At 63.1% G+C, this 17,593-nt stretch carries 20 protein-coding genes; 9 read left to right on the top strand and 11 right to left on the bottom strand.

The genetic code is table 11. From position 1 onward, the window contains the following. Window positions 1-61: 61 nt before the first annotated feature. Window positions 62-643: a flavin reductase family protein gene (locus ACIPG5_RS19615; protein WP_236193476.1), complete on the bottom strand. Its 582-nt coding sequence runs from the start codon at window positions 641-643 to the stop codon at window positions 62-64. Between the two features lie 204 nt (window positions 644-847). Between ACIPG5_RS19615 and ACIPG5_RS19610 the strand changes: the two genes are divergently transcribed. Beyond that, window positions 848-1,186, top strand: a complete 339-nt coding sequence (locus ACIPG5_RS19610; protein ID WP_176516784.1) for a hypothetical protein — start codon at window positions 848-850, stop codon at window positions 1,184-1,186. Window positions 1,187-1,202: 16 nt separating this feature from the next. Here the strand turns inward: ACIPG5_RS19610 and ACIPG5_RS19605 are convergent, their stop codons facing one another. After that, window positions 1,203-2,123, bottom strand: coding sequence for a LysR substrate-binding domain-containing protein (locus ACIPG5_RS19605; protein ID WP_401377328.1), 921 nt, complete (start codon window positions 2,121-2,123; stop codon window positions 1,203-1,205). 160 nt (window positions 2,124-2,283) lie between these two features. Here ACIPG5_RS19605 and ACIPG5_RS19600 point away from each other — a divergent pair, with 160 nt between their 5' ends. The 7 genes from ACIPG5_RS19600 (at window position 2,284) to ACIPG5_RS19570 (ending at window position 7,622) form a co-directional block, all read left to right on the top strand. Beyond that, window positions 2,284-3,066 carry a YqcI/YcgG family protein gene (locus ACIPG5_RS19600; RefSeq protein WP_236235671.1) on the top strand — a complete coding sequence of 261 codons (783 nt, stop codon included), beginning with the start codon at window positions 2,284-2,286 and terminating at the stop codon, window positions 3,064-3,066. 2 nt (window positions 3,067-3,068) lie between these two features. Further along, entirely contained in the window at window positions 3,069-3,698 is a 630-nt protein-coding gene (locus tag ACIPG5_RS19595) for a LysE family translocator (protein WP_286912435.1), read from the top strand. Window positions 3,699-3,723: 25 nt separating this feature from the next. Beyond that, a complete protein-coding gene (locus tag ACIPG5_RS19590; RefSeq protein ID WP_176516778.1) occupies window positions 3,724-4,818 on the top strand; it encodes a hypothetical protein in 1,095 nt (364 codons plus the stop codon). An 88-nt stretch (window positions 4,819-4,906) separates the two neighbouring features. Continuing rightward, a complete protein-coding gene (locus tag ACIPG5_RS19585; RefSeq protein ID WP_176516777.1) occupies window positions 4,907-5,611 on the top strand; it encodes a sel1 repeat family protein in 705 nt (234 codons plus the stop codon). A gap of 99 nt (window positions 5,612-5,710) precedes the next feature. Then, window positions 5,711-6,412, top strand: coding sequence for an AzlC family ABC transporter permease (locus ACIPG5_RS19580; RefSeq protein ID WP_236235668.1), 702 nt, complete (start codon window positions 5,711-5,713; stop codon window positions 6,410-6,412). Continuing rightward, entirely contained in the window at window positions 6,409-6,723 is a 315-nt protein-coding gene (locus ACIPG5_RS19575; protein ID WP_176516775.1) for an AzlD domain-containing protein, read from the top strand. Before ACIPG5_RS19580 ends, ACIPG5_RS19575 begins: the two co-directional genes overlap by 4 nt. Then, entirely contained in the window at window positions 6,720-7,622 is a 903-nt protein-coding gene (locus tag ACIPG5_RS19570) for an AraC family transcriptional regulator (RefSeq protein WP_401377321.1), read from the top strand. The genes ACIPG5_RS19575 and ACIPG5_RS19570 overlap by 4 nt, the downstream gene beginning before the upstream one ends. Here ACIPG5_RS19570 and dinB read toward each other — a convergent pair. From dinB to speD, 5 genes are read right to left on the bottom strand one after another with little or no spacing between them, the layout of a single operon-like run. Further along, entirely contained in the window at window positions 7,570-8,655 is a 1,086-nt protein-coding gene (gene dinB / locus ACIPG5_RS19565; RefSeq protein ID WP_401377318.1) for a DNA polymerase IV, read from the bottom strand. The genes ACIPG5_RS19570 and dinB overlap by 53 nt on opposite strands. After that, window positions 8,648-10,645, bottom strand: a complete 1,998-nt coding sequence (locus tag ACIPG5_RS19560; RefSeq protein ID WP_401377422.1) for an ornithine decarboxylase — start codon at window positions 10,643-10,645, stop codon at window positions 8,648-8,650. The genes dinB and ACIPG5_RS19560 overlap by 8 nt, the downstream gene beginning before the upstream one ends. A gap of 31 nt (window positions 10,646-10,676) precedes the next feature. Beyond that, window positions 10,677-11,894 carry an MFS transporter gene (locus ACIPG5_RS19555; protein WP_401377315.1) on the bottom strand — a complete coding sequence of 406 codons (1,218 nt, stop codon included), beginning with the start codon at window positions 11,892-11,894 and terminating at the stop codon, window positions 10,677-10,679. Between the two features lie 14 nt (window positions 11,895-11,908). Beyond that, window positions 11,909-13,315: a coproporphyrinogen-III oxidase family protein gene (locus tag ACIPG5_RS19550; RefSeq protein WP_401377312.1), complete on the bottom strand. Its 1,407-nt coding sequence runs from the start codon at window positions 13,313-13,315 to the stop codon at window positions 11,909-11,911. Continuing rightward, the gene (speD, locus tag ACIPG5_RS19545) at window positions 13,299-13,688 is read right to left on the bottom strand and encodes an adenosylmethionine decarboxylase (RefSeq protein ID WP_176516767.1); all 390 of its coding nucleotides are present in this window, start codon (window positions 13,686-13,688) and stop codon (window positions 13,299-13,301) included. Before speD ends, ACIPG5_RS19550 begins: the two co-directional genes overlap by 17 nt. A 513-nt stretch (window positions 13,689-14,201) precedes the next feature. Between speD and ACIPG5_RS19540 the strand changes: the two genes are divergently transcribed. After that, window positions 14,202-14,429, top strand: a complete 228-nt coding sequence (locus ACIPG5_RS19540) for a hypothetical protein (RefSeq protein WP_003250422.1) — start codon at window positions 14,202-14,204, stop codon at window positions 14,427-14,429. A gap of 44 nt (window positions 14,430-14,473) precedes the next feature. On the opposite strand, the gene ACIPG5_RS19535 is transcribed toward ACIPG5_RS19540, so the two are convergent. From ACIPG5_RS19535 to ACIPG5_RS19520, 4 genes are all read right to left on the bottom strand, one after another. Continuing rightward, window positions 14,474-14,953 (bottom strand): copper chaperone PCu(A)C, encoded by a 480-nt coding sequence (locus ACIPG5_RS19535; protein WP_176516766.1) that lies wholly within the window; start codon window positions 14,951-14,953, stop codon window positions 14,474-14,476. After that, window positions 14,954-15,562, bottom strand: a complete 609-nt coding sequence (locus tag ACIPG5_RS19530; RefSeq protein WP_176516765.1) for an SCO family protein — start codon at window positions 15,560-15,562, stop codon at window positions 14,954-14,956. Window positions 15,563-15,761: 199 nt separating this feature from the next. Then, window positions 15,762-16,346 (bottom strand): Fe-S biogenesis protein NfuA, encoded by a 585-nt coding sequence (gene nfuA, locus ACIPG5_RS19525; protein ID WP_176516764.1) that lies wholly within the window; start codon window positions 16,344-16,346, stop codon window positions 15,762-15,764. Between the two features lie 58 nt (window positions 16,347-16,404). Next, a complete protein-coding gene (locus ACIPG5_RS19520; protein WP_401377307.1) occupies window positions 16,405-17,439 on the bottom strand; it encodes an acyltransferase family protein in 1,035 nt (344 codons plus the stop codon). Window positions 17,440-17,593: the final 154 nt, after the last annotated feature.

Here is a 17,593-nt window from a genome sequence, read left to right as displayed (position 1 = left end):
CCACAGATGCCCCGCAGCACTCCCTGTGGGAGCCGGCTTGCCGGCGATGGGGCCGGCAGGTTCAGCCCTGCGCGTCGACCACCACCGCCTCGCCGATCGCGTAGAAATGCCCACCGGCCACATAGTGCAGGCTGCGCCACTGCGGGTCGGCATGCTCATAGGCCCAGTGGCCGTCCTTGAACACCCGGTCATCCGCCCACGCCGCCACCACTTCGCCTATGAACAGGTCGTAGGTGCTCTGGTTGTGCGGCTCGTCGATCACCCGGCACATCAGCCACGCTGAGCAGCCTTCCACCAACGGCGCCGCATGCCCTTCCACCCGTGCCAGCTCGACGCCGATGCGGGCCAGCTTGTCGGGCTGGTCGAGCAGGCTGCGGGTACCGACCTGATGGGTCAGCTGCGCCTGGGCCGCGGTGGGCACCTGCAGCGCGAACCCGCCACTGCCTTCGACCAGCTGCCGGGTGCGGGTGCCCTTGTCCAGCACCACGGTGACCTTGGGCGGGTCGAAGTCCAGCGCGCAGGCCCAGGCCGCGGCCATCACGTTGTCCACGCCCTGGTGGCTGGCCGATACCAGCACGGTCGGGCCGTGGTTGAGCAGGCGGTAGGCCTTTTTCAGGTCGACGGCTTGGAAGTGGCTGTTCATCGAAGTCCTCAGGTCAGGGTGCACAGGAGCGGGCAATTGTGCAGTATCAGCAGGGCTGGAAGCATCCTTTCAGCACCTTCAGATATTTCCTACGCACCGCTCGGAAGTTTCTTAATTGCCGCCGCCCTCTGCGGAAAACACCATCGCCCCTGGACCGCGCCAGCTACAGCCCGGCGCCCGCGCTCGATCGACAGGAGGCTCCGCATGCACCCGCACCTCAGCACCACCGCCGAACTGCGCAAGACCCTGCGTGAACTCATGGCCCACAAGGTCAGCAACCCGGACGACGACCCGCACCTCTCGGGGGTGTTGTTTTTCTGCGTGACCGATGAGCGCACGCGCCAACTGGTCGAGCGCATCGAGCTGCTGGCCAGCGAGGCGTTCTTCGACCCCTGCGGGCGCGCCATCGCCCAGCAGATGCGCGCGGCAGCCATCGAGGGGGTGTGCATCAAGCAGAAGCGCAAGGCGAGCGTCGAGGAAACGGTGATCCGCATCGCCCTGCTCGACAAGGGCTACATCACCGTCAGCAGCGCACGCCTGTGAGGCCTGGCGGGCGGCTTCAGCCGTACAGGTAGTCGATGTCCTTGTAGGCCAGCGCCGGCACCTGGCCGAGCAGGAAGTCGCGCAACTTGTGCATCTGCCGGGCCTTGGGGCTGGATTTGAGCCAGGTCATGTAATAGCCATCGCCGGTGGAAACGGCATGCTTGAACGGCGTGACCAGGCGCCCGGCGCCAAGGTCGGCGGTGGCCAGCACCAGGTCGACCACGGAAATGCCCAGGCCCTGCTGGGCCGCCGAGATGCCCTGGTCGAGGGTGTCGAACACCTGGCCCTGGTGGATGCTGATGTCCAGCGCATCCATGCGCGCCAGCCAGCGGCGCCAGTCGCGGCGGTCCGGCGACGGGTGCAGGAACTCGCAGTGGCGCAGGTCCGCCAGCTCCGGCTGGGCGCGCGGCATGTAGTCGGGGTGGCACACCGGGATCAGCCACTCATCGAACAGCTTGAAGCTTTCGACGTCGGCCGGAAAACGCCCGTTGGCCAGCAGGATCGCGCAGTCGTAGGGCTCGGAATAGAAGTCCACGGTGTCGATGTCCATCCACACGCTCGACAACTGCACGCTGCAGGCATCGTCGGCCTTCTTGAAGGCATCCAGGGCCCGCAGCAACCAGCGCACGGTGAGCGTGGAAGGCGCCTTGAGGCGCAGGCCGTAGCGGTCCTGGCGCAGCAGCGCACAGGCATTTTCGATGATCTTGAAGCCGACCTTGAGCTCTTGGGACAGCACCCGGCCGTGTTCGGTCAGGCTCAGCTTGGGGCCGCGGCGCTCGAACAGGTCGCAGCCGAACATGGCTTCGAGGGTCTTGATGTGATGGCTGACCGCGCCCTGGGTCAGCGCCAGCTCTTCGGCCGCCCGGGTGAACGACCCATAACGCGAAGCGACCTCGAAGGCGCGTAGCGCGTGCAAAGCCTGGATTCGTTCCGACATGAAGCCCCCGAAGCATGAGTAAGACTAATAGTAGGTCATAGTTCCACGCGTTTTACAACGTTAAGTGCGTCTCAGAAAATGCAGGTAAATAACAAAGATAAGCCAACAACCTGCCTGCATATGACTGGAACTTTCTATTAATTAAACGCCTGGGGATATCATGTTTACGGGTTATGGAAATTGCTTACGCCTGGATGCGCTAGAGCTGACCGCCGAACATGAGCGGAACACGCATCACTGGACTTACCAGACACTACAACACTTTCGCAGCATTCTCGCCAACCCCGAGTTTCCGTGCCTGTTCGGGCGCAAGGCGGTCAATGGCGCCACCTGCCACATCCTCTTCGCCCGCGCCGAGCAACTGGCCGACGACATTGCCCAGGGCCTGGCCGACTACGTGCGCCACATCGCCCCGGTACCGGTCAAGCAACGCATCGGCAGCCCGCTGGTGGTGTTTCTCGAAACCCCCAGCGACATCACCCTTGCCGAACAACAGGCACTGGCCTGGAAGGTGCTGCGCGGCGTGCACGCGCGCGACCCGCAGCCCTGGCCACCGTCGATTCCCACCGACCCGGACGACAACGGCTGGTCATTCTGCTACGCCGGCATGCCGCTGTTCATCAACATGAACTTCCCCGGCCACCGGCAGATGAAAAGCCGCAATCTGGGCAAGCACATCACCTTCGTCATCAACCCGCGGGAAAACTTCGACGAGGTGGCCAACGCCGGCACCGAAAGCGGCCAGCGCATCCGTGCGCGCATTCGCGACCGCGTGCGCCACTACAACGACGGCGTCATGCCGGACAGCCTGGGCTTCTTCGGCGACGACGACAACTTCGAATGGAAGCAATACCAACTGCAGGAAGCAGGCTCGCTCAAGCCCTCGCGCTGCCCCTTTCATGCCCACGCCCACGCCACACCTGACACACTGATCGAGAACTGACCGTGAATACCGCACTCACCCTCACCTACGCACTGACTGTCCTGCTGCTGATCGCCACCCCGGGCCCGGTGGTGGCACTGATCGTCAACACCGCCGCCGCTTCCGGCTCGCGCAAGGCCATTTTCACCGCCGTCGGCACCAACTGGGCGTCGTTGGTGCTGATCGGTGCCGCCGCCTGGGTCATCCTCACCAGCGCGGCCATCGACAAGGCCTGGCTCAGCGGCATGAGCCTGCTCGGTTGCCTGTTCATCGGCTACATCGCCGTGGGCACCTTGCGCGAATGCCTGCAGGCGCCGGCCGCCAGCGAAACCGCCGAGCCCGCGCCCAAGGCCGGCCGCGGCGGCCTCTGGCAAGGCTTCATGGTGGGGATCTCCAACCCCAAGGACATCATCTTCTTCATCGCCTTCTTCCCGCAGTTCATCCAGATCACCGAATCGTTCGGCAAGAGCATGGTGGTGCTGTCGCTGCTGTGGGTGTTCATCGATTTCGCCGTGCTCAGCCTGTACATCTTCGCCATCGGCAAGATCAGCTCGCCACGCAGCAACCGCATCATTTCCCTGGCCTCGGGCGTTGCCCTGCTGCTGATCGCCGCCGGTGGCCTGGCCTACAACCTCAAGGCACTGGCGGGCTGAACCGGCCAGTGAAACGGGAGCGCCCATGACCACCCTCGATACCGCCGCACGCGGCCAGGGCCTGCCCTCGCCGCTGCAGCAGGATTACCAGCGCTTCCTGCAACTGGGCAGCCGCCGCGCCCCGCAAACCTTGCACGTTCATGAGCGCGGCTACCGCTCCGGCACCATCAACACCGATGCGCTGGGGCTGCGCTACAGCCATTGCGCCGGCAAGCGCTTCTCGGCCGCCGAGCGCGGCGGTGCCGGGCGCATCAACCTGCTGGTGGGTGGCTCCACGGCCATGGGCATCGGTGCCAGCAGCGATGAACACACGGTGGCCTCGCACCTGTCGATGCTGACTGGCGAGGTGTGGCTGAACCTCGCCGGCTGCGGGCTCAATGCCAGCCAGGAGCTGCTGCTGTTTCTCACCCACCAGCACCGCCTGGGCGAAATTGGCCACGTGGTGCTGCTCAGCGGGCTCAACAGCCTGGCCCACGAAGCCCTCGGCGAGGTGCTGGCCGGCCCGCACGCTGCACAGTACGCCAAAGCCCATCAGGCCTACCTGAACAGCTTCAACGAAGGCATGCCGGCCCAGGGCGCAGCGCGCCAAGCGTCGTGGTTGCAGCGCCTTGCCCAGGCACTCGCCCCGCGCCGGCCGGAGCCCCTGGCAGACTGGCCGCTGTGCGCGCCAGAGAAGCGCCTGGCACGCGCCGCCGACAGCATCGGCCGCACCCTGCGCCAATGGGAGCGGATGCTGGCTGACAGCCACGCCACCCTCACCTTCATCCTGCAACCCTTGCTGCCCTGGTGCCGCGAGGCCCTGCCGGCCGGGGAAGTCGCCATGCTCGCGGCCCTGGACCGGCAACCCAGCAATTTCGATCGCCTGCTGCAGGGCACCTTCGACAGCCAGCTGCACATGGCCTTCTTCCGCCGCATCAAGAGCCAGGCCGACCCGGTGCCGTGCTACGACATGAACAGCATGCTCAGCAGCTCGCCGGTGTTCGGCGCCGACCTGTTCATCGACCGCCTGCACCTGAACGACCTGGGCAACAATGCGCTGGCCAAGGTAATCACCGCCAAGCTTGGCCTGGCCCAGGAAAAACACGCCCAGCGCAAGGTCACGCCGATCAAGCTTGTCTGACAATTGCACGCCGCGCTTTCGGTCTGGCCACAGGCTTGGCTAGAATACGGCGTCGTTCCGATACGCCCGAGGCGCAGCTGCAATTGTCATGAACACCCGAGCCATCCCCCCGTACCTGGCTGCGCTGCTCATCACACTGGTGCCGCAGGCATCGCTTGCGCTCGATGTGCGCATCGACCCGCATGCCGACCTGCTCTACCGCCAGGCCCTGCCGCTGCTGGAGCAAGCCGACCACCCGGACGACAGCGCCAGCCCTCTGCGCACCGCCGTAGGCGGCGACCCGGAGCTCAATCGCCAGGGCCAGGCCCTGGCCCGTACCCTGCCAACCGCGGTGGCCTTGCTGGAAAAGTCGGTGGAACTCGGCCACCCCGTGGCGCAGTACCGCCTGGCGCTGTACTACACGACCTACCTGCCCGCTGCGCAGATCGCCGATGCCGCCTGCCCCTTGCTCGAAGCGAGCCTGCAGCAGGGCTTTGCCCCGCCGGCAACGGCGATCGCCAGCTGGTGCCCGCCGTACAACGTCAGCAGCGCCTACCGCGAAGCGCTCGAAGCGGTGCCGAGCATGGCCACCCTGTATGCCGCCTATTACCCGCAACCGGCCACCCGCCTGGCTTGCAGCCGCAGCCAGCCGCAGGGGCTGGAAATGCAGTGGGGCCGGCAACGGGATTACCAGGCCGAGGTGTACCGGCTGCTCGGCGACCTCGACCCACTGCATCGCCAGGCCCTGCTGCAGAAGGCCGTGGACATCAACGGCTGCGTTGCCGCCCAGCAGCGCCTGACCAGCCACCGCTGAGCCTGCGGCGCCTGCCTCAGGCAAACCAGCAAGATCGTTCAAGCCAGCCGCGCTGCACTCTGGCAAGCTGCTCTACCGTGTAACCGTGTCGCAGCCATCATGCCCAACCATCCGCCCATCGCCCGCCAAGCTTTCCTCCACGGCGCCATCGCCATCCTTCCGCTGTCACTTGCCGTCGCCCCCTGGGGCCTGCTGGCCGGCTCCATGGCCATCGAAGCCAACCTCAGCGCCTGGGAAGGCCAGGGCCTGTCGGCGATCGTCTTCGCCGGCGCGGCGCAGCTGGTGGCCATCGGCATGCTCAAGGGCGGCGCCAACCTGCTGTCGATCCTTTTGACCACCCTGCTGCTGACCTCGCAGCACCTGCTGTATGGGCTGTCGATGCGCCCGGTGCTTTCCAGCCAGCCTTTGCGCTGGCGGCTGGGGCTGGGCTTTCTGCTCACCGACGAATTCTTCGCCCTCACCAGCCACTACGACCAGCAGCAGTTCAACCGCTGGTACGCGCTTGGCGTCGGCCTGACCTTCTACGTGGCCTGGAACCTGTTCACCCTGGCCGGCATCGTGCTGGGCCAGAACATCCCGCACCTTGACCAGCTGGGCCTGGACTTTTCCATCGTCGCCACCTTCGTCGCGCTGATTGCGCCACTGGTGCGCAACCTCGCCACCGTGGTGTGCGTGGCGGTGTCGCTGTTCTGCTCGGTGCTGTTCAGCCACTGGCACTGGGAGACCGCGCTGGTGGCTGCCGGCCTGCTGGGCATGGCCGCCGGTTTCATCTGCCAGAAGTTTTCGGGAGCACGCGCATGACCTGGCTACTGATTTTCGCCATGGGCGCCGTGGTGTTTCTCAACCGCTATGCCTTTCTCGAGCCACGCCTGCCGCTGCGCCTGAGCTCCAATGCACGCCAGTTCCTCGGCTTCGCCGTGCCCGGCATGCTCACCGCCATCTGCGGGCCGATCATCTTCCTGCCCGGCCACCAGCTCGACCTGAGCCCGCTCAACCCTTACCTGCTCGGCGCGCTGGTCGCCATCGCCCTGGTGCTGTTGACCCGCAGCGTGTTGCTGAGCATGCTGGTGAGCATGTTGATCTTCTTCCTGCTGCGCAGCTGGCTGGCATGACCAGGCCCCTGCGCGAACAAGCCCACCTCTGGCAGGCGCCCGCCCTGGGCGATGTCGAGATGCTGCACGCGCGCTACATCCAGCAGCGCTTCGCGCCCCATGTGCATGAAGGCTACGTGTTCACCGTGATCGAGTCCGGCGCCCAGAGCTTCTGGCACCGCGGCAGCGAGCACCTGGCGCCGGTCGGCAGCATGGTGCTGATCAACCCCGACGAACTGCACACCGGCGCCACCGCCCACGAGGCCGGTTGGCGCTACCGCGGCTTCTACCCCGAGCATGAACGGGTCACCGGCGTGCTTGACGAGCTGGAACTGGGCCGCCACGGCATGCCGCGCTTTCGCGAAAGCGTGATCCAGGACCCTGCGCTGGCCTCGGCCTTCAGCCAGCTGCACCGCTTGTCCGAGCTGGGCGCCAGCGCCCTCGAACAACAGACCGCCTGGCGCCAGGCGGTGCTGGCGCTGGTGCAGCGCCACGGCCATTGCCCCGAACCCACGGCCCCCGGCAACGAGCCCGTGGCCGTGGCCCGCGCCCGCGAGCTGCTGGAAAGCCAACTGGCCGACCCACCTTCGCTGGAAGCGCTGGCGGCGGCGGTCAACTTGTCGCCCTTCCATTTTGCCCGCGTGTTCCGCCAGGCCACCGGGTTGCCGCCGCACGCCTGGTTGAAACAGCGGCGCCTCACCCACGCCCGTGATCTGTTGAAAAGGGGCCAGGCAGCCTCTGAGGTGGCGTTCGCGCTAGGGTTTGCCGACCAGAGCCATTTGAGCCGGCAGTTCAAGCAGGCCTACGGGGTGACACCGGGGGCCTATCGCAAAGCATGCGTCGACGCAGCGTTGCCTGCCCGGCTGCTCACAATCCCAACTCAAGTTGCAATGGGTCCGGCAGGTTTCTGCGGATCTTGACGGCAATACCGACCAGGCGCACGGCTCGCCCCTGCCGCTTGGTATTCCAAAGCATGCGGCACAGGCCATGCACCACCTGCGGCTCCAATGCCAGGGCGCCCGCCTCGGCACTGGCCATGGTGAAATCGGCAAACTTCAGTTTGACCTGGTTCCTGACAATCGGCGGCCCATCGCCAAGCGCCTCCATGCGCAGCGCCAGGGCCGCCAGCAGTCCATCCAGTTCGCTGGCGCAGCGCGCAAAGTCATGGCAGTCGCTGGGCAAGGTATGCTCGACGCCCAGTGACTGCACACCGCCCGCCTTGCCTTCGTAGCCCTCCTGCCCGCGGCAACGCTCCCACACATAGAAACCATGCGCCCCGAGCTGGCGCAGCAGCGCAGGGATCATCTGCTCGGTGACATCAGCGCATTTGACGCACCCCATGGCCTGCAGCACAGCCCAGGTCTTGGGCCCCACCCCGGGGATCTTGCGAATGTCCAGGTTCGCAAGAAAGGCCTGTACCTGATCCGGTGCAACCACGAACTGGCCATTGGGCTTGTTCACTTCAGAGGCCATCTTCGCCAGGTACTTCAAAGGTGCGATGCCCGCCGAAGCCGTCAACTGCAGCTCACGCTCGATCGTTGCCCGGATGCGGCTGGCCATGTGCGTTGCCGAACCGTTGCAGTGCGGCTGGCCTGTGACCTCCAGCGTGGCTTCATCCAGCGAAAGAAACTCCACGGTCGGCGTAAAGCGCCGGAAAATTTCCTCCAGCCTGCCAGTGACTGCCTCGTAACGTTCGAAGCGCACCGGCAACAGCACCAGGTCCGGGCACAGGCGCTGCGCGGTGGCGGTTGCCATGCCGCTTCTGACGCCAAACGCCCTGGCAATGTAGTTGGAGGTACTGATCACGCCCCGCTCCAGCGCCGTGCCGCCCACAGCGACCGGCCGATCGCGCAACCAGGGCGCATCCAGGAGCTCGACGGCGACAAAATAGCAGTCCATGTCGACGTGAATGAACTTGCGCGCACCGCCAGGCCGCTGAGGGTGTTCAGTCAAGCACGAATACCCCGAGAGAGGCAGAGCCATCGGCATTGCGCACTTCATGGACACCCTGGATATGCGGGGCGAACTCGCAGTACTGCGCGGCCAACGCCTCGACGGCTTGCAGATAGTCGACCAACGCAGCCGTCCAGCGCTCGCCGGGGGCGATGCACATGATCCCGGGTGGGTACGGGATCACCCCCTCGGCCGCCACTTGGCCCAGCACCTCCTTCACACAGCGCAAGCGGGCCTCGCCACGCACGAACTGCTGGTTGGCCTGGTAAGGCGAGCGATCGCACTGCGCCGCCCCGATTGCGCTGAAAATCTCGCTTTGCCGCTGCTCAACCTGATGCGTGCGATAAAGCGCATTGATGCGCTCGCCCAGCTCAGCAATGGACAGCCCCTCGTAAGTAGCTGCAGCTCCACGCAACGAAGGCAGCACCTGCAGCGCCGCAGTCCCCGTGTGCCAATGCGCTTCGAACGCTTCGAGCGCGTCCACCAGCCGGCTCAACGCGGCACTGTCACTGGAGGGCGTCATCAGCAGGGTGAAGGTGTAGAAGTCGGTTTTTTCCGGCGTGAACTCGCAGTCCTGCAGGTAGCGGGTGAGCAGGCAGGCCGGGATATCCAGCGGCCCGCGGGTGAGGAAAATGACTTTGCACGGGTCGACATGGTGCAGGCCAGGCTCGATCGCCAAGGCACCTTGTGGCTGATACTGGCTCGAGGCATTCGAGACGGTCGGCATCAGCGGCCGGATCAAGCGACAGCGGCGCGCCACCTGCTCGCGCAACCACTGCGCAGCCGCCAACGCCTGGCGCCAGTGGCGCTCGCCCTCACCCTCGGCGAGCATGGCCGCATTCACTTCCAGCGACATGAACAGCGGATAGGAAGGGCTGGTCGAGGCGTGCTGCATGAAGGCGGCGTTGAACACCGGCCAGCTGCAGTAGCGGCGCAGGTGGCTGATATGCCGGTCCTTCTTGTGAATCTGCGAGGTTTGCGAGAGGCCGGACATCTGCTTGTGCACCGACTGGGTCACGACAATGCCCGGCGAGGCGTCCGTCAGTTGCACATTCAGCGGCGATAACCCGGCCAGCGCCGGCACAAAAGGCTCATACCCCGCCCAGGCGCCATCGAACAGCACGTAATCACACAGATGGCCGATGCGCGCCAACAAGGCTGACGCATCGACCACCACCCCATCGCACGTTGCCTGCTGGATCACCGCCAGGCGAAAGGGCCTGGGCTCACGCGCCCGGCGCTCACAAACCTGCCCCGCCCAGCTGCGCAGATGGGCTTCATCCAGGGCACCGACGCGATAGCCGCCCAGCAACCCACGCTCATCGCGCACATTGTCCAGGTACACCGGCAAGGCGCCGCACTGCACCAAGGCGCCAAGAAATACCGACTTGTGGCTGTTGCGATCCAGCAAAACCAGGTCGCCGGCCGCCAGCAGCGCGCTGGCAACCACCTTGTTGGCGGTGGACGTGCCATTGAGCACGAACCACGTCTCGTCGGCACCAAACACCCTTGCGGCCAGTTGCTCCGCCTCCAGCACCGGGCCTTCATGGCTCAGCACATCACCCAGCTCGGGCGCGGCATGGGGCACATCCACCTGGAACACGCCCTGCCCCAGCAAGCTCATGAAACGCGCCCCGGCAGGGTGCTGCTGCAAACACGCGCCACCTTGGTGCCCAGGGCAGGCGAAGGTAGGCCGGCGCTTGCCGACGAAAGACGCAACCGTGCGTGTGAAAGGGGGCAGCGCCTGGTGTTCGAAAGCGAGCGCGGCAGCCATCAACCGAGCCCTGTCGTGTGCCGACAAGGGTATGTCCACTCGCTGCTCATCGCCTGCCTCTAGCGGGCTATGCCGATGTTCCGAGGCGATGAACAGCGGCAGGCCCCAACGCTCCACCGCTTCACGCACTGCGGGTTGCAGCGCATCTTCAGGCCTCAATAGCAAAACGCAAGCGAGCGCGAGGTTGGCTGACGAATTGAAAACGCTCGCCTGCATGCCCTCCCATGCAGCCATGGGCAGCCCCGCGCTATAGAGGATGGTCGGTGTCATGGGCAGTTCCTTTGAGGTTCCAGCGCACGGGCGCGATGAACAGCATGAGCGTCATCCAGATGAACGTTGCCGGGCCCGCAAGTACGAAGACCAGGCTGGCAACCAACCCTGAAACGGCGTCACCAATGACGGCCGTGAAGTAATAGAGGGAAAAGTTGCGGCCAACTTCATGCTCGCTCGACAAGCATTGGATGTTGGTGACGATGGCGATATCGACGAATGCACCAATGAAGCCGACCAGAAACAGCACCAGCAGAAACAGCCAGCTGTTGAATTGCAGCGCCACTGCAGCCGCAAAGAACAGTGCGCCGTACAGCACCCAGTAACGCAGCACCAGGCGCGCAGTTGTGCGCGGGTTGAAGCGTGTGTAGAGCACGCCACCCAATACGGTGCCTGCCGCCAACAGTGAGAACACGTAACCGACCGCCGCTTCAGAGGCAAAGTGCTCCAGCACCGAAGCCGGAAGAATGAAGCGAATCACCGACGTCGCGAACATCGCACAGAGCGTGGTGCAGCCGATGACAGCAAACAACGGCGCATTGCTGGCCCTGAGCTGGCCAACACTGCGCGCCGCATCGCGGATGATGGCGCGGCCTTCGAATGCCTGTCGGGCGCCTTGCCTGGCAGGCCCCAACGTTGCGATGGAAATGGCCGACAACACCAGGCATATGGCAAAGAACAGGAACGTTGCATCGCGAGACAGCAGCAACACGCACACCGAGAAAACCAGCGGGCCGATAATCGAGGCAGCATCCTCGATCACCTGGATTCCGCTGTTGACCGAGGCCAGCTGGTCCTTTTCGACAAGGTCGGGAAAGTACGCGCGAAACGTCGGCACATACAAACACTCGAGCGCGGTCATGACCATCGCCAGGCCAATCAGCACGGGCAGTACTGGCGCGAACAAGCTGAACGCCATGAAGAAGGCAAGTGCCAGGATGCCTTTGGCGGCCTCTACCAGAAACAGTGTGCGTTTCTTGTCGGCGTTATCCGCAAGCCACCCCCCCAAGGGCGAAAACACCATGCTCGGCAAGTAGCGGAAAAAATAGGCAATGCCAATCAACAGCAGATCCGCATCGGTCATGGACACGATTGCCACGGCAAAGGCCGCTTCGAAGGCAAACTCACCACATTTGGAAAAGCAGTAGCCCAACGTCAGGGAACGTGTGCCGCTGTTAAGACTCAACGCCTGCATATTTCATGCTTTCCTCAGCCAGCGGCATAAATCAATTCATGTTCCGTGATGTCCCGCCCAGGGACATCGAGCCGTTCGAACACCAGCTTTCGGAGAATGTCCTGTTCGCTCGCAGGCATCAGGTAGAACATGATGTTGCTGTACCAAAGCCAACCAAGCCGGGTCAGCCGGTAGTAATGGTTGTCCTCCACCACCAGGCCGGACTGGACCAATGCATCGAGCCGCTGCATCAGCGCCTTGGGCACACGGCCCAGCTCGACCAGCCGCTTGTCGACCGAACCGTGGTAGGCCAGGCGCAGTACAAGGGGCTTGACCACATCCAGCACCGGGTCGTGCCGGCTGACCTGGCACAGGTGCTCGCCTGCCGTCATGCGTTGGGTATATTTTTCACGCAGGGAGACATTGGTAATGACGTGCCCTGCCACCGAAGAGATAGCGCCTACACCAAAGCCCAATAGGTCGTGATCGGCATAGCCGTAGACATGTTCGTGATAAATGAACGCGTAATCATCGCTGAACAGTTCACCGGCCTGTGCGGGCCTGTGCACATAGCCATGGCCGTTGTACGGCACATAACCATATTGGCGCAGGTGCGCATCGAGCATGAACTTCATGTTGAGCTTGCGCATGGCGGGCATTACCTGCGTGGAGCGTGCCCTGATCTGCTTGTGCAACTTGACGGAGGTGGCGGCATTGTTGATGGGGTAGATATCGACATTGCTGACACCCATGGCGACGGCCTTGTCGATGTCGGCGAGTGTCTGTTGTTCGTTGCTGCCGTTCATGCCGTAGAGAATGTCACACAGCACATGGCCGAAATGGGCGCGCAACTGTTCAACGGCACGCTCGATCTTGCCAATGTCGGGGTCGAGGTTAAATAGCTGGCGCCATTCGCTGTCTACCGTTTGCAGACCAAAGCGCGCATGGGTCACCCCGATATCGGCCAGCGCCCGCGCACGCGCTTCGGTGACACTGGTGACATTGAATTCGAATGAAAACTCCTTGACTTCGCTCATGTCGAAGTGACGATGCAATGCCTCGCCAATGTCCTGGATATTGCGCGGCGACAACAGCGAAGGGGTGCCGCCGCCAAAAAATATTGCCCTGACGGGTACCGCTTTCAAATCGATCATCTGCGCCTTGTATTCGATCTCCCGGATCAGCGCCTGCGTATACCGGTCAATCTCGTCGGCACTCTTGTACAGCCCCCGCGTGAAAGGGCAGAACGAGCAGATGGCTTCGCAAAAGGGCACATGAAAATACAAGGCACGCGAACGTGCCGATTGATTGGCGCCGGCCATGATTTCTGAAAATTGACTTTTGTCGGGCGCATAGCAGTTGTGCGTCTGAGCCGGGAAGAAGAAGTTATAGAGCGGAAATTGATAATCGAACTTTACCAGGCCTTTATCGAGCAGTCGCATATCGCCCCCCCGACAAGCCAGTCACCACACTGCCGCGCAACAGCGTCCTTCTGTTGACCTGGACGTCCTCACCAAAAAACGCTGCAATCCGTTCATTGATCGAGTGGTTGCCTTTGCCGCAGGTGTAGACATCGATACTGATATACCCACGCTCGGGGTAGGTATGGTAGGAAAGGTGCGACTCCGACAATAGAAAGATCCCCGTCACACCCTCCCCGCCTGAAGAAAACTTGTGGATCATATCGCTGATGACGGTGAACCCGGATGCCTGCAATACAGTCAGAAAAAAGCGATGCAATGTCTTATCGTTGGTCAGCAACTTTGCGCTGGCACCGGTTATATCCCAAAGGGTGTGGTAGCCACGATCATCCATAAACCATGCTCCTTTCAAGAGGTAGAGAGGGGCGGCACTAGGCCGCCCCCTTGCTTACCACATGCACACACCTTGGGTAGTAACGCCCGTTACATCGGTGCGGAACAGTTCGATTGCAGATTTCATAAGAGAACTCCTTTCAGATTATTGAAATCGCCCTTGGTTGGTGCGGGCAATATCAATCTAGGACGATTTTCAGGTTTTGCTCAATGCCCAAATTCTAAAAACCCGGATACTGACCGCAGGCACAGGCCCGCGCGTAGGAATATTCCTACGCACAATTTCTCTCTATATTTCGACTGTCATACCGTTCAATCAGGCGCTACAACGATTTAATTTCAGCTGCCGAGCATCATCCAAAGTCAACGCACTATCAGAAACTTTAAACATGCTGTTTATAAGTAACGAGTTGTTTCTACGCGTTGAGAGCACGCCCTTGATGCTTCTTGGCAAAGCCAGCAGAGCCCGGCCAATCCTCTGCTACACTCACAGGGCTGAATGGAGGATCCCGCCATGTCCGAAAGAGAGCTCACCACCCTGCTGTCGCTGATGAACCAGCGCCAAGCCTGCCTGAGCAGTGCCTGCAAGGAGATTGCCGACTGGATTGACCGGCAGGGCGATGTGCCCGCCGCTGGCAAGATCCGCGCAAGCCTCAAGGCCTTGGAGGCCGACGAAGCCCAGGTGCGAAAGACCTTGACCTCGTTGACGCTCGACAGGCCTTTGCCACGCTTTCGTAGCTGAACGAACAGGGGCCGCATTGCGCGGCCCCCGGTGCATCAGTTGAATCAGTGCTTCATGTGCATGTGGTCATGCCCGCCGGCCTCGGCGGTCAGGGCCTTCACTTCTGCCTGCACGTTCAACGTTTCCTTCCCGCCCTTGGCATCTTCGATGGTCAGGGTCAGTGGCACTTTCTCGCCTTCCTTCACCTGCTGGTTAAGGCCCATCAGCATCACGTGGTAGCCGTTGGGGTCCAGGCTCACCGGCTTGCCCGCCGGCAGCTCGACGGCCTTCACTTCCTTCATGCCCATCACGTCACCGTTCATGGTCATCTCGTGCACCTGCACGGTCTTGGCCACGGGCGAAGCCACGCCCACCAGCTTGCTGTCGCTGCTGGCGGTGAGGGTCATGAAGGCACCGGTGGACTGCTGGTGCGGCACGCTGGCACGCACCCAGGCATCGCTCACGGTGGTTTCGGCCAGGGCCGGCAGGGCCAGGCCCATCAGTGCCAGAACGGCCAGGCCGCGCTTGATTGGTTGCATCGACATTCAGCAGATCTCCATCAGGGTACGCAGGTCTTCGGCACATTCCTGGGCGTTCAGGGAATGGCCCAGGCTCAGGCGCAGGGTGCCACGCGTGTCGTAGACGTAGCTGGTGGACGAATGGGAAATGGTGTAGGTGTCACCGGCAGGCACCTTCTCGTAGAAGACCTTGAACTCCTTGGCCACCGCGGCAATTTCCTCGGGGGTACCGGTGAGCGCGGTGAACGTCGGGTCGAAGGCCTTGACGTAGGCATCGAGTACTTCGGGGGTGTCGCGCTCCGGGTCCAGGGTGATGAATACCACCTGGAACAGGTCGCGGTCGCGGCCTCTGAGCAGCTTGCGGATTTGCGCCGCGCGCGCCAGGGTCGTCGGGCACACCGCCGGGCACTGGGTGAAACCGAAGAAGATCATCGGCATGCTGCCGTAGAAGCTCGACAGGGTGCGTTCGTTGCCCTGGGGGTCCTTGAGGCGGAACTTGCGCCCGAGGATCTCGTTGCTCATGTTCTTGCCGTACTTGAAATCAAGCCCCCGGGCCGGGCTGCAGCCGGCCAGCAGGCCGAGCCCGAGAACGCCCATCCCGGCGACTACGGCGCGCCGGGTCAACAGATCATTCATGAAACCATCCTTTACAGGGAAGGTGCCCGCCCCAGAAGCGGGCCGGCCGAAAAACCGGGGCATTCTTGCATGACGCCCCGAGGGCTTCTACCCGACCAAGGCCAAGATGGCCCGCAGCCCTTTAAACACGGGCTGCGGCCTGTTGTCGCAGGGGTTGAAACCGTAACAGTTTGTTGCTAGAGACCCGCAAAAAACCCTATCAGTAGTAGGCGTTTTCTTTCTGGGTGTGGTCGGTCACGTCACGCACGCCCTTGAGCTCTGGAATGCGCTCGAGCAGGGTGCGCTCGATGCCTTCCTTCAAGGTCACGTCGGCCTGGCCGCAGCCCTGGCAACCGCCACCGAATTGCAGCACCGCGATGCCATCGTCGACCACGTCGACCAGGCTCACCTGGCCGCCGTGGCTGGCCAGGCCCGGGTTGATCTCGGTCTGCAGGTAGTAGTTGATGCGCTCGTTGATCGGGCTGTCTTCGTTGACCATCGGCACCTTGGCGTTAGGCGCCTTGATGGTCAGCTGGCCACCCATGCGGTCGGTGGCGTAGTCGACCAGTGCATCTTCCAGGAACGGCAGGCTGACCGCGTCGAGGTAGGCGGTGAAGCTCTTCAGGCCCACCGGCTCGTCGTCGGGCTTCTCTTCGCCCGGCTTGCAGTAGGCGATGCAGGTTTCGGCGTACTGGGTGCCCGGCTGGGTGATGAAAATGCGAATGCCGATGCCAGGCGTGTTCTGCTTGGAAAGCAGATCGGCCAGGTAATCATGGGCGGCGTCGGTAATGGTTATAGCGCTCATGGAAGTTCCTCACAGACTTGCGGCCAAGTGTACGCCAACCTGGCCCTTGAACAAAGTCCTAGTATTTGACTCGGGATAGCGCCAATGCCGGGCTCTGGCCCCGTGGCGCCGCCAGCCAGGCCTGCATTCGGCGGTACAGGCCACGTTCCAGCCATTGGTAGCTGAACCACGACATTAGTCCAATGGACGGCACGCACAGGGCGAACACCAGGTAGGGGTTCAGGTGCAGGCGCTGGCTGGCGAACCAGCCGGCATACAGCACCAGCACGTGCACCAGGTACACCGAGTACGAGCAGTCGCCCAGCGCCTTGAGCACTCGGTTGCCCTGGAAGTACGGCTCCAGGGCGACGAACGCCAGCACCACCAGCGCGCTGGGCAAGCCCCAGTGCAGCAGGCGCTGGGAAGCGTCGAGGTGATACAGCGCGTAGCCCGCCAGGCTCAGTATCGCCAACGGCAGCCACACACCCTCGCGGATCAGGCCACGGCGGTACAGCACACCCAGGCCGATGCCGAGCAGGAACTCGTAGATGATGTCGTTGTTGTAGAAGCGGCTGAGCACGCCCAGGCGCCCCAGCACTTCGCTGACCAGCAGCAAGGCGAACGTCACCAGCAGCAGGTGATGGCGCTGGCGAACCAGGAACGCCAGGCCGAACAGCAGGTAGAAGAACATCTCGAAATTCAGCGTCCAGCCCACGTTCAGGGTCGGGTACAGGCCATAGCCGCCGGGGTTCTCCGCCGGGATGAACAGCAGCGACAGCAACAGATGGTGCCAGGCGAATTCCTGATGCGGCATCCACTGGCTGAAGGCCAACAGCAGCGCCGCCATCAGCGCGGTGTAGAACCAGTAGGCAGGGACGATACGCAGGGCTCGGTTGAGCAGGAACTGACGCGGTTCGATGGCCTTGTCACGGGTCGAGAGGTAGATCACCAGCCCGCTGATGACGAAGAAGATGTCGACGCCCACCGCGCCGCGGTCGGTGAGCAACTGGCCGATGGGGCCGGTGGCGTGGAAGTCGAAGAAGATCTGCATGAAGTGGTGGCAGACCACCACCCAGGCGGCGAACGCCCGCAGTGCCTGAAGCGAATACAGCATGAAATACCCTGCAATTGCCGGTGCATTGAGGCCCGGCGAGCGCGTCGCGCTCGTTCGCCGGCAAGCCGGCTCCCACAAAGCTCAGGTACAGCATCGATCCTTGTGGGAGCCGGCTTGCCGGCGATTGGGCCACCCACCGTTTCCGACCGCAGGG

The organism is Pseudomonas sp. NPDC087029, assembly GCF_044745345.1.
GTDB classification, from domain to species: Bacteria; Pseudomonadota; Gammaproteobacteria; order Pseudomonadales; family Pseudomonadaceae; genus Aquipseudomonas; species Aquipseudomonas faucium.
The sequence above is the reverse complement of the archived record's forward strand: the minus strand, read 5'-3'. Positions and strand labels throughout refer to the sequence as shown.

Bases quoted from the DNA above. Each gene is read 5' to 3' on its own strand.
- ACIPG5_RS19610 (WP_176516784.1), top strand. From the start codon at position 848: ATGCACCCGCACCTCAGCACCACCGCCGAACTGCGCAAGACCCTGCGT.
- speD (WP_176516767.1), bottom strand. From the start codon at position 13,688: ATGGATGATCGTGGCTACCACACCCTTTGGGATATAACCGGTGCCAGC.
- nfuA (WP_176516764.1), bottom strand. From the start codon at position 16,346: ATGAGCGCTATAACCATTACCGACGCCGCCCATGATTACCTGGCCGAT.
- ACIPG5_RS19555 (WP_401377315.1), bottom strand. From the start codon at position 11,894: ATGCAGGCGTTGAGTCTTAACAGCGGCACACGTTCCCTGACGTTGGGC.
- ACIPG5_RS19550 (WP_401377312.1), bottom strand. From the start codon at position 13,315: ATGCGACTGCTCGATAAAGGCCTGGTAAAGTTCGATTATCAATTTCCG.
- ACIPG5_RS19530 (WP_176516765.1), bottom strand. From the start codon at position 15,562: ATGAATGATCTGTTGACCCGGCGCGCCGTAGTCGCCGGGATGGGCGTT.
- ACIPG5_RS19615 (WP_236193476.1), bottom strand. From the start codon at position 643: ATGAACAGCCACTTCCAAGCCGTCGACCTGAAAAAGGCCTACCGCCTG.
- ACIPG5_RS19535 (WP_176516766.1), bottom strand. From the start codon at position 14,953: ATGTCGATGCAACCAATCAAGCGCGGCCTGGCCGTTCTGGCACTGATG.
- ACIPG5_RS19520 (WP_401377307.1), bottom strand. From the start codon at position 17,439: ATGCTGTATTCGCTTCAGGCACTGCGGGCGTTCGCCGCCTGGGTGGTG.
- ACIPG5_RS19590 (WP_176516778.1), top strand. From the start codon at position 3,724: ATGACCACCCTCGATACCGCCGCACGCGGCCAGGGCCTGCCCTCGCCG.
- ACIPG5_RS19560 (WP_401377422.1), bottom strand. From the start codon at position 10,645: ATGCAGGCGAGCGTTTTCAATTCGTCAGCCAACCTCGCGCTCGCTTGC.
- ACIPG5_RS19575 (WP_176516775.1), top strand. From the start codon at position 6,409: ATGACCTGGCTACTGATTTTCGCCATGGGCGCCGTGGTGTTTCTCAAC.
- ACIPG5_RS19605 (WP_401377328.1), bottom strand. From the start codon at position 2,123: ATGTCGGAACGAATCCAGGCTTTGCACGCGCTACGCGCCTTCGAGGTC.
- ACIPG5_RS19540 (WP_003250422.1), top strand. From the start codon at position 14,202: ATGTCCGAAAGAGAGCTCACCACCCTGCTGTCGCTGATGAACCAGCGC.
- ACIPG5_RS19600 (WP_236235671.1), top strand. From the start codon at position 2,284: ATGTTTACGGGTTATGGAAATTGCTTACGCCTGGATGCGCTAGAGCTG.
- ACIPG5_RS19585 (WP_176516777.1), top strand. From the start codon at position 4,907: ATGAACACCCGAGCCATCCCCCCGTACCTGGCTGCGCTGCTCATCACA.
- ACIPG5_RS19570 (WP_401377321.1), top strand. From the start codon at position 6,720: ATGACCAGGCCCCTGCGCGAACAAGCCCACCTCTGGCAGGCGCCCGCC.
- ACIPG5_RS19580 (WP_236235668.1), top strand. From the start codon at position 5,711: ATGCCCAACCATCCGCCCATCGCCCGCCAAGCTTTCCTCCACGGCGCC.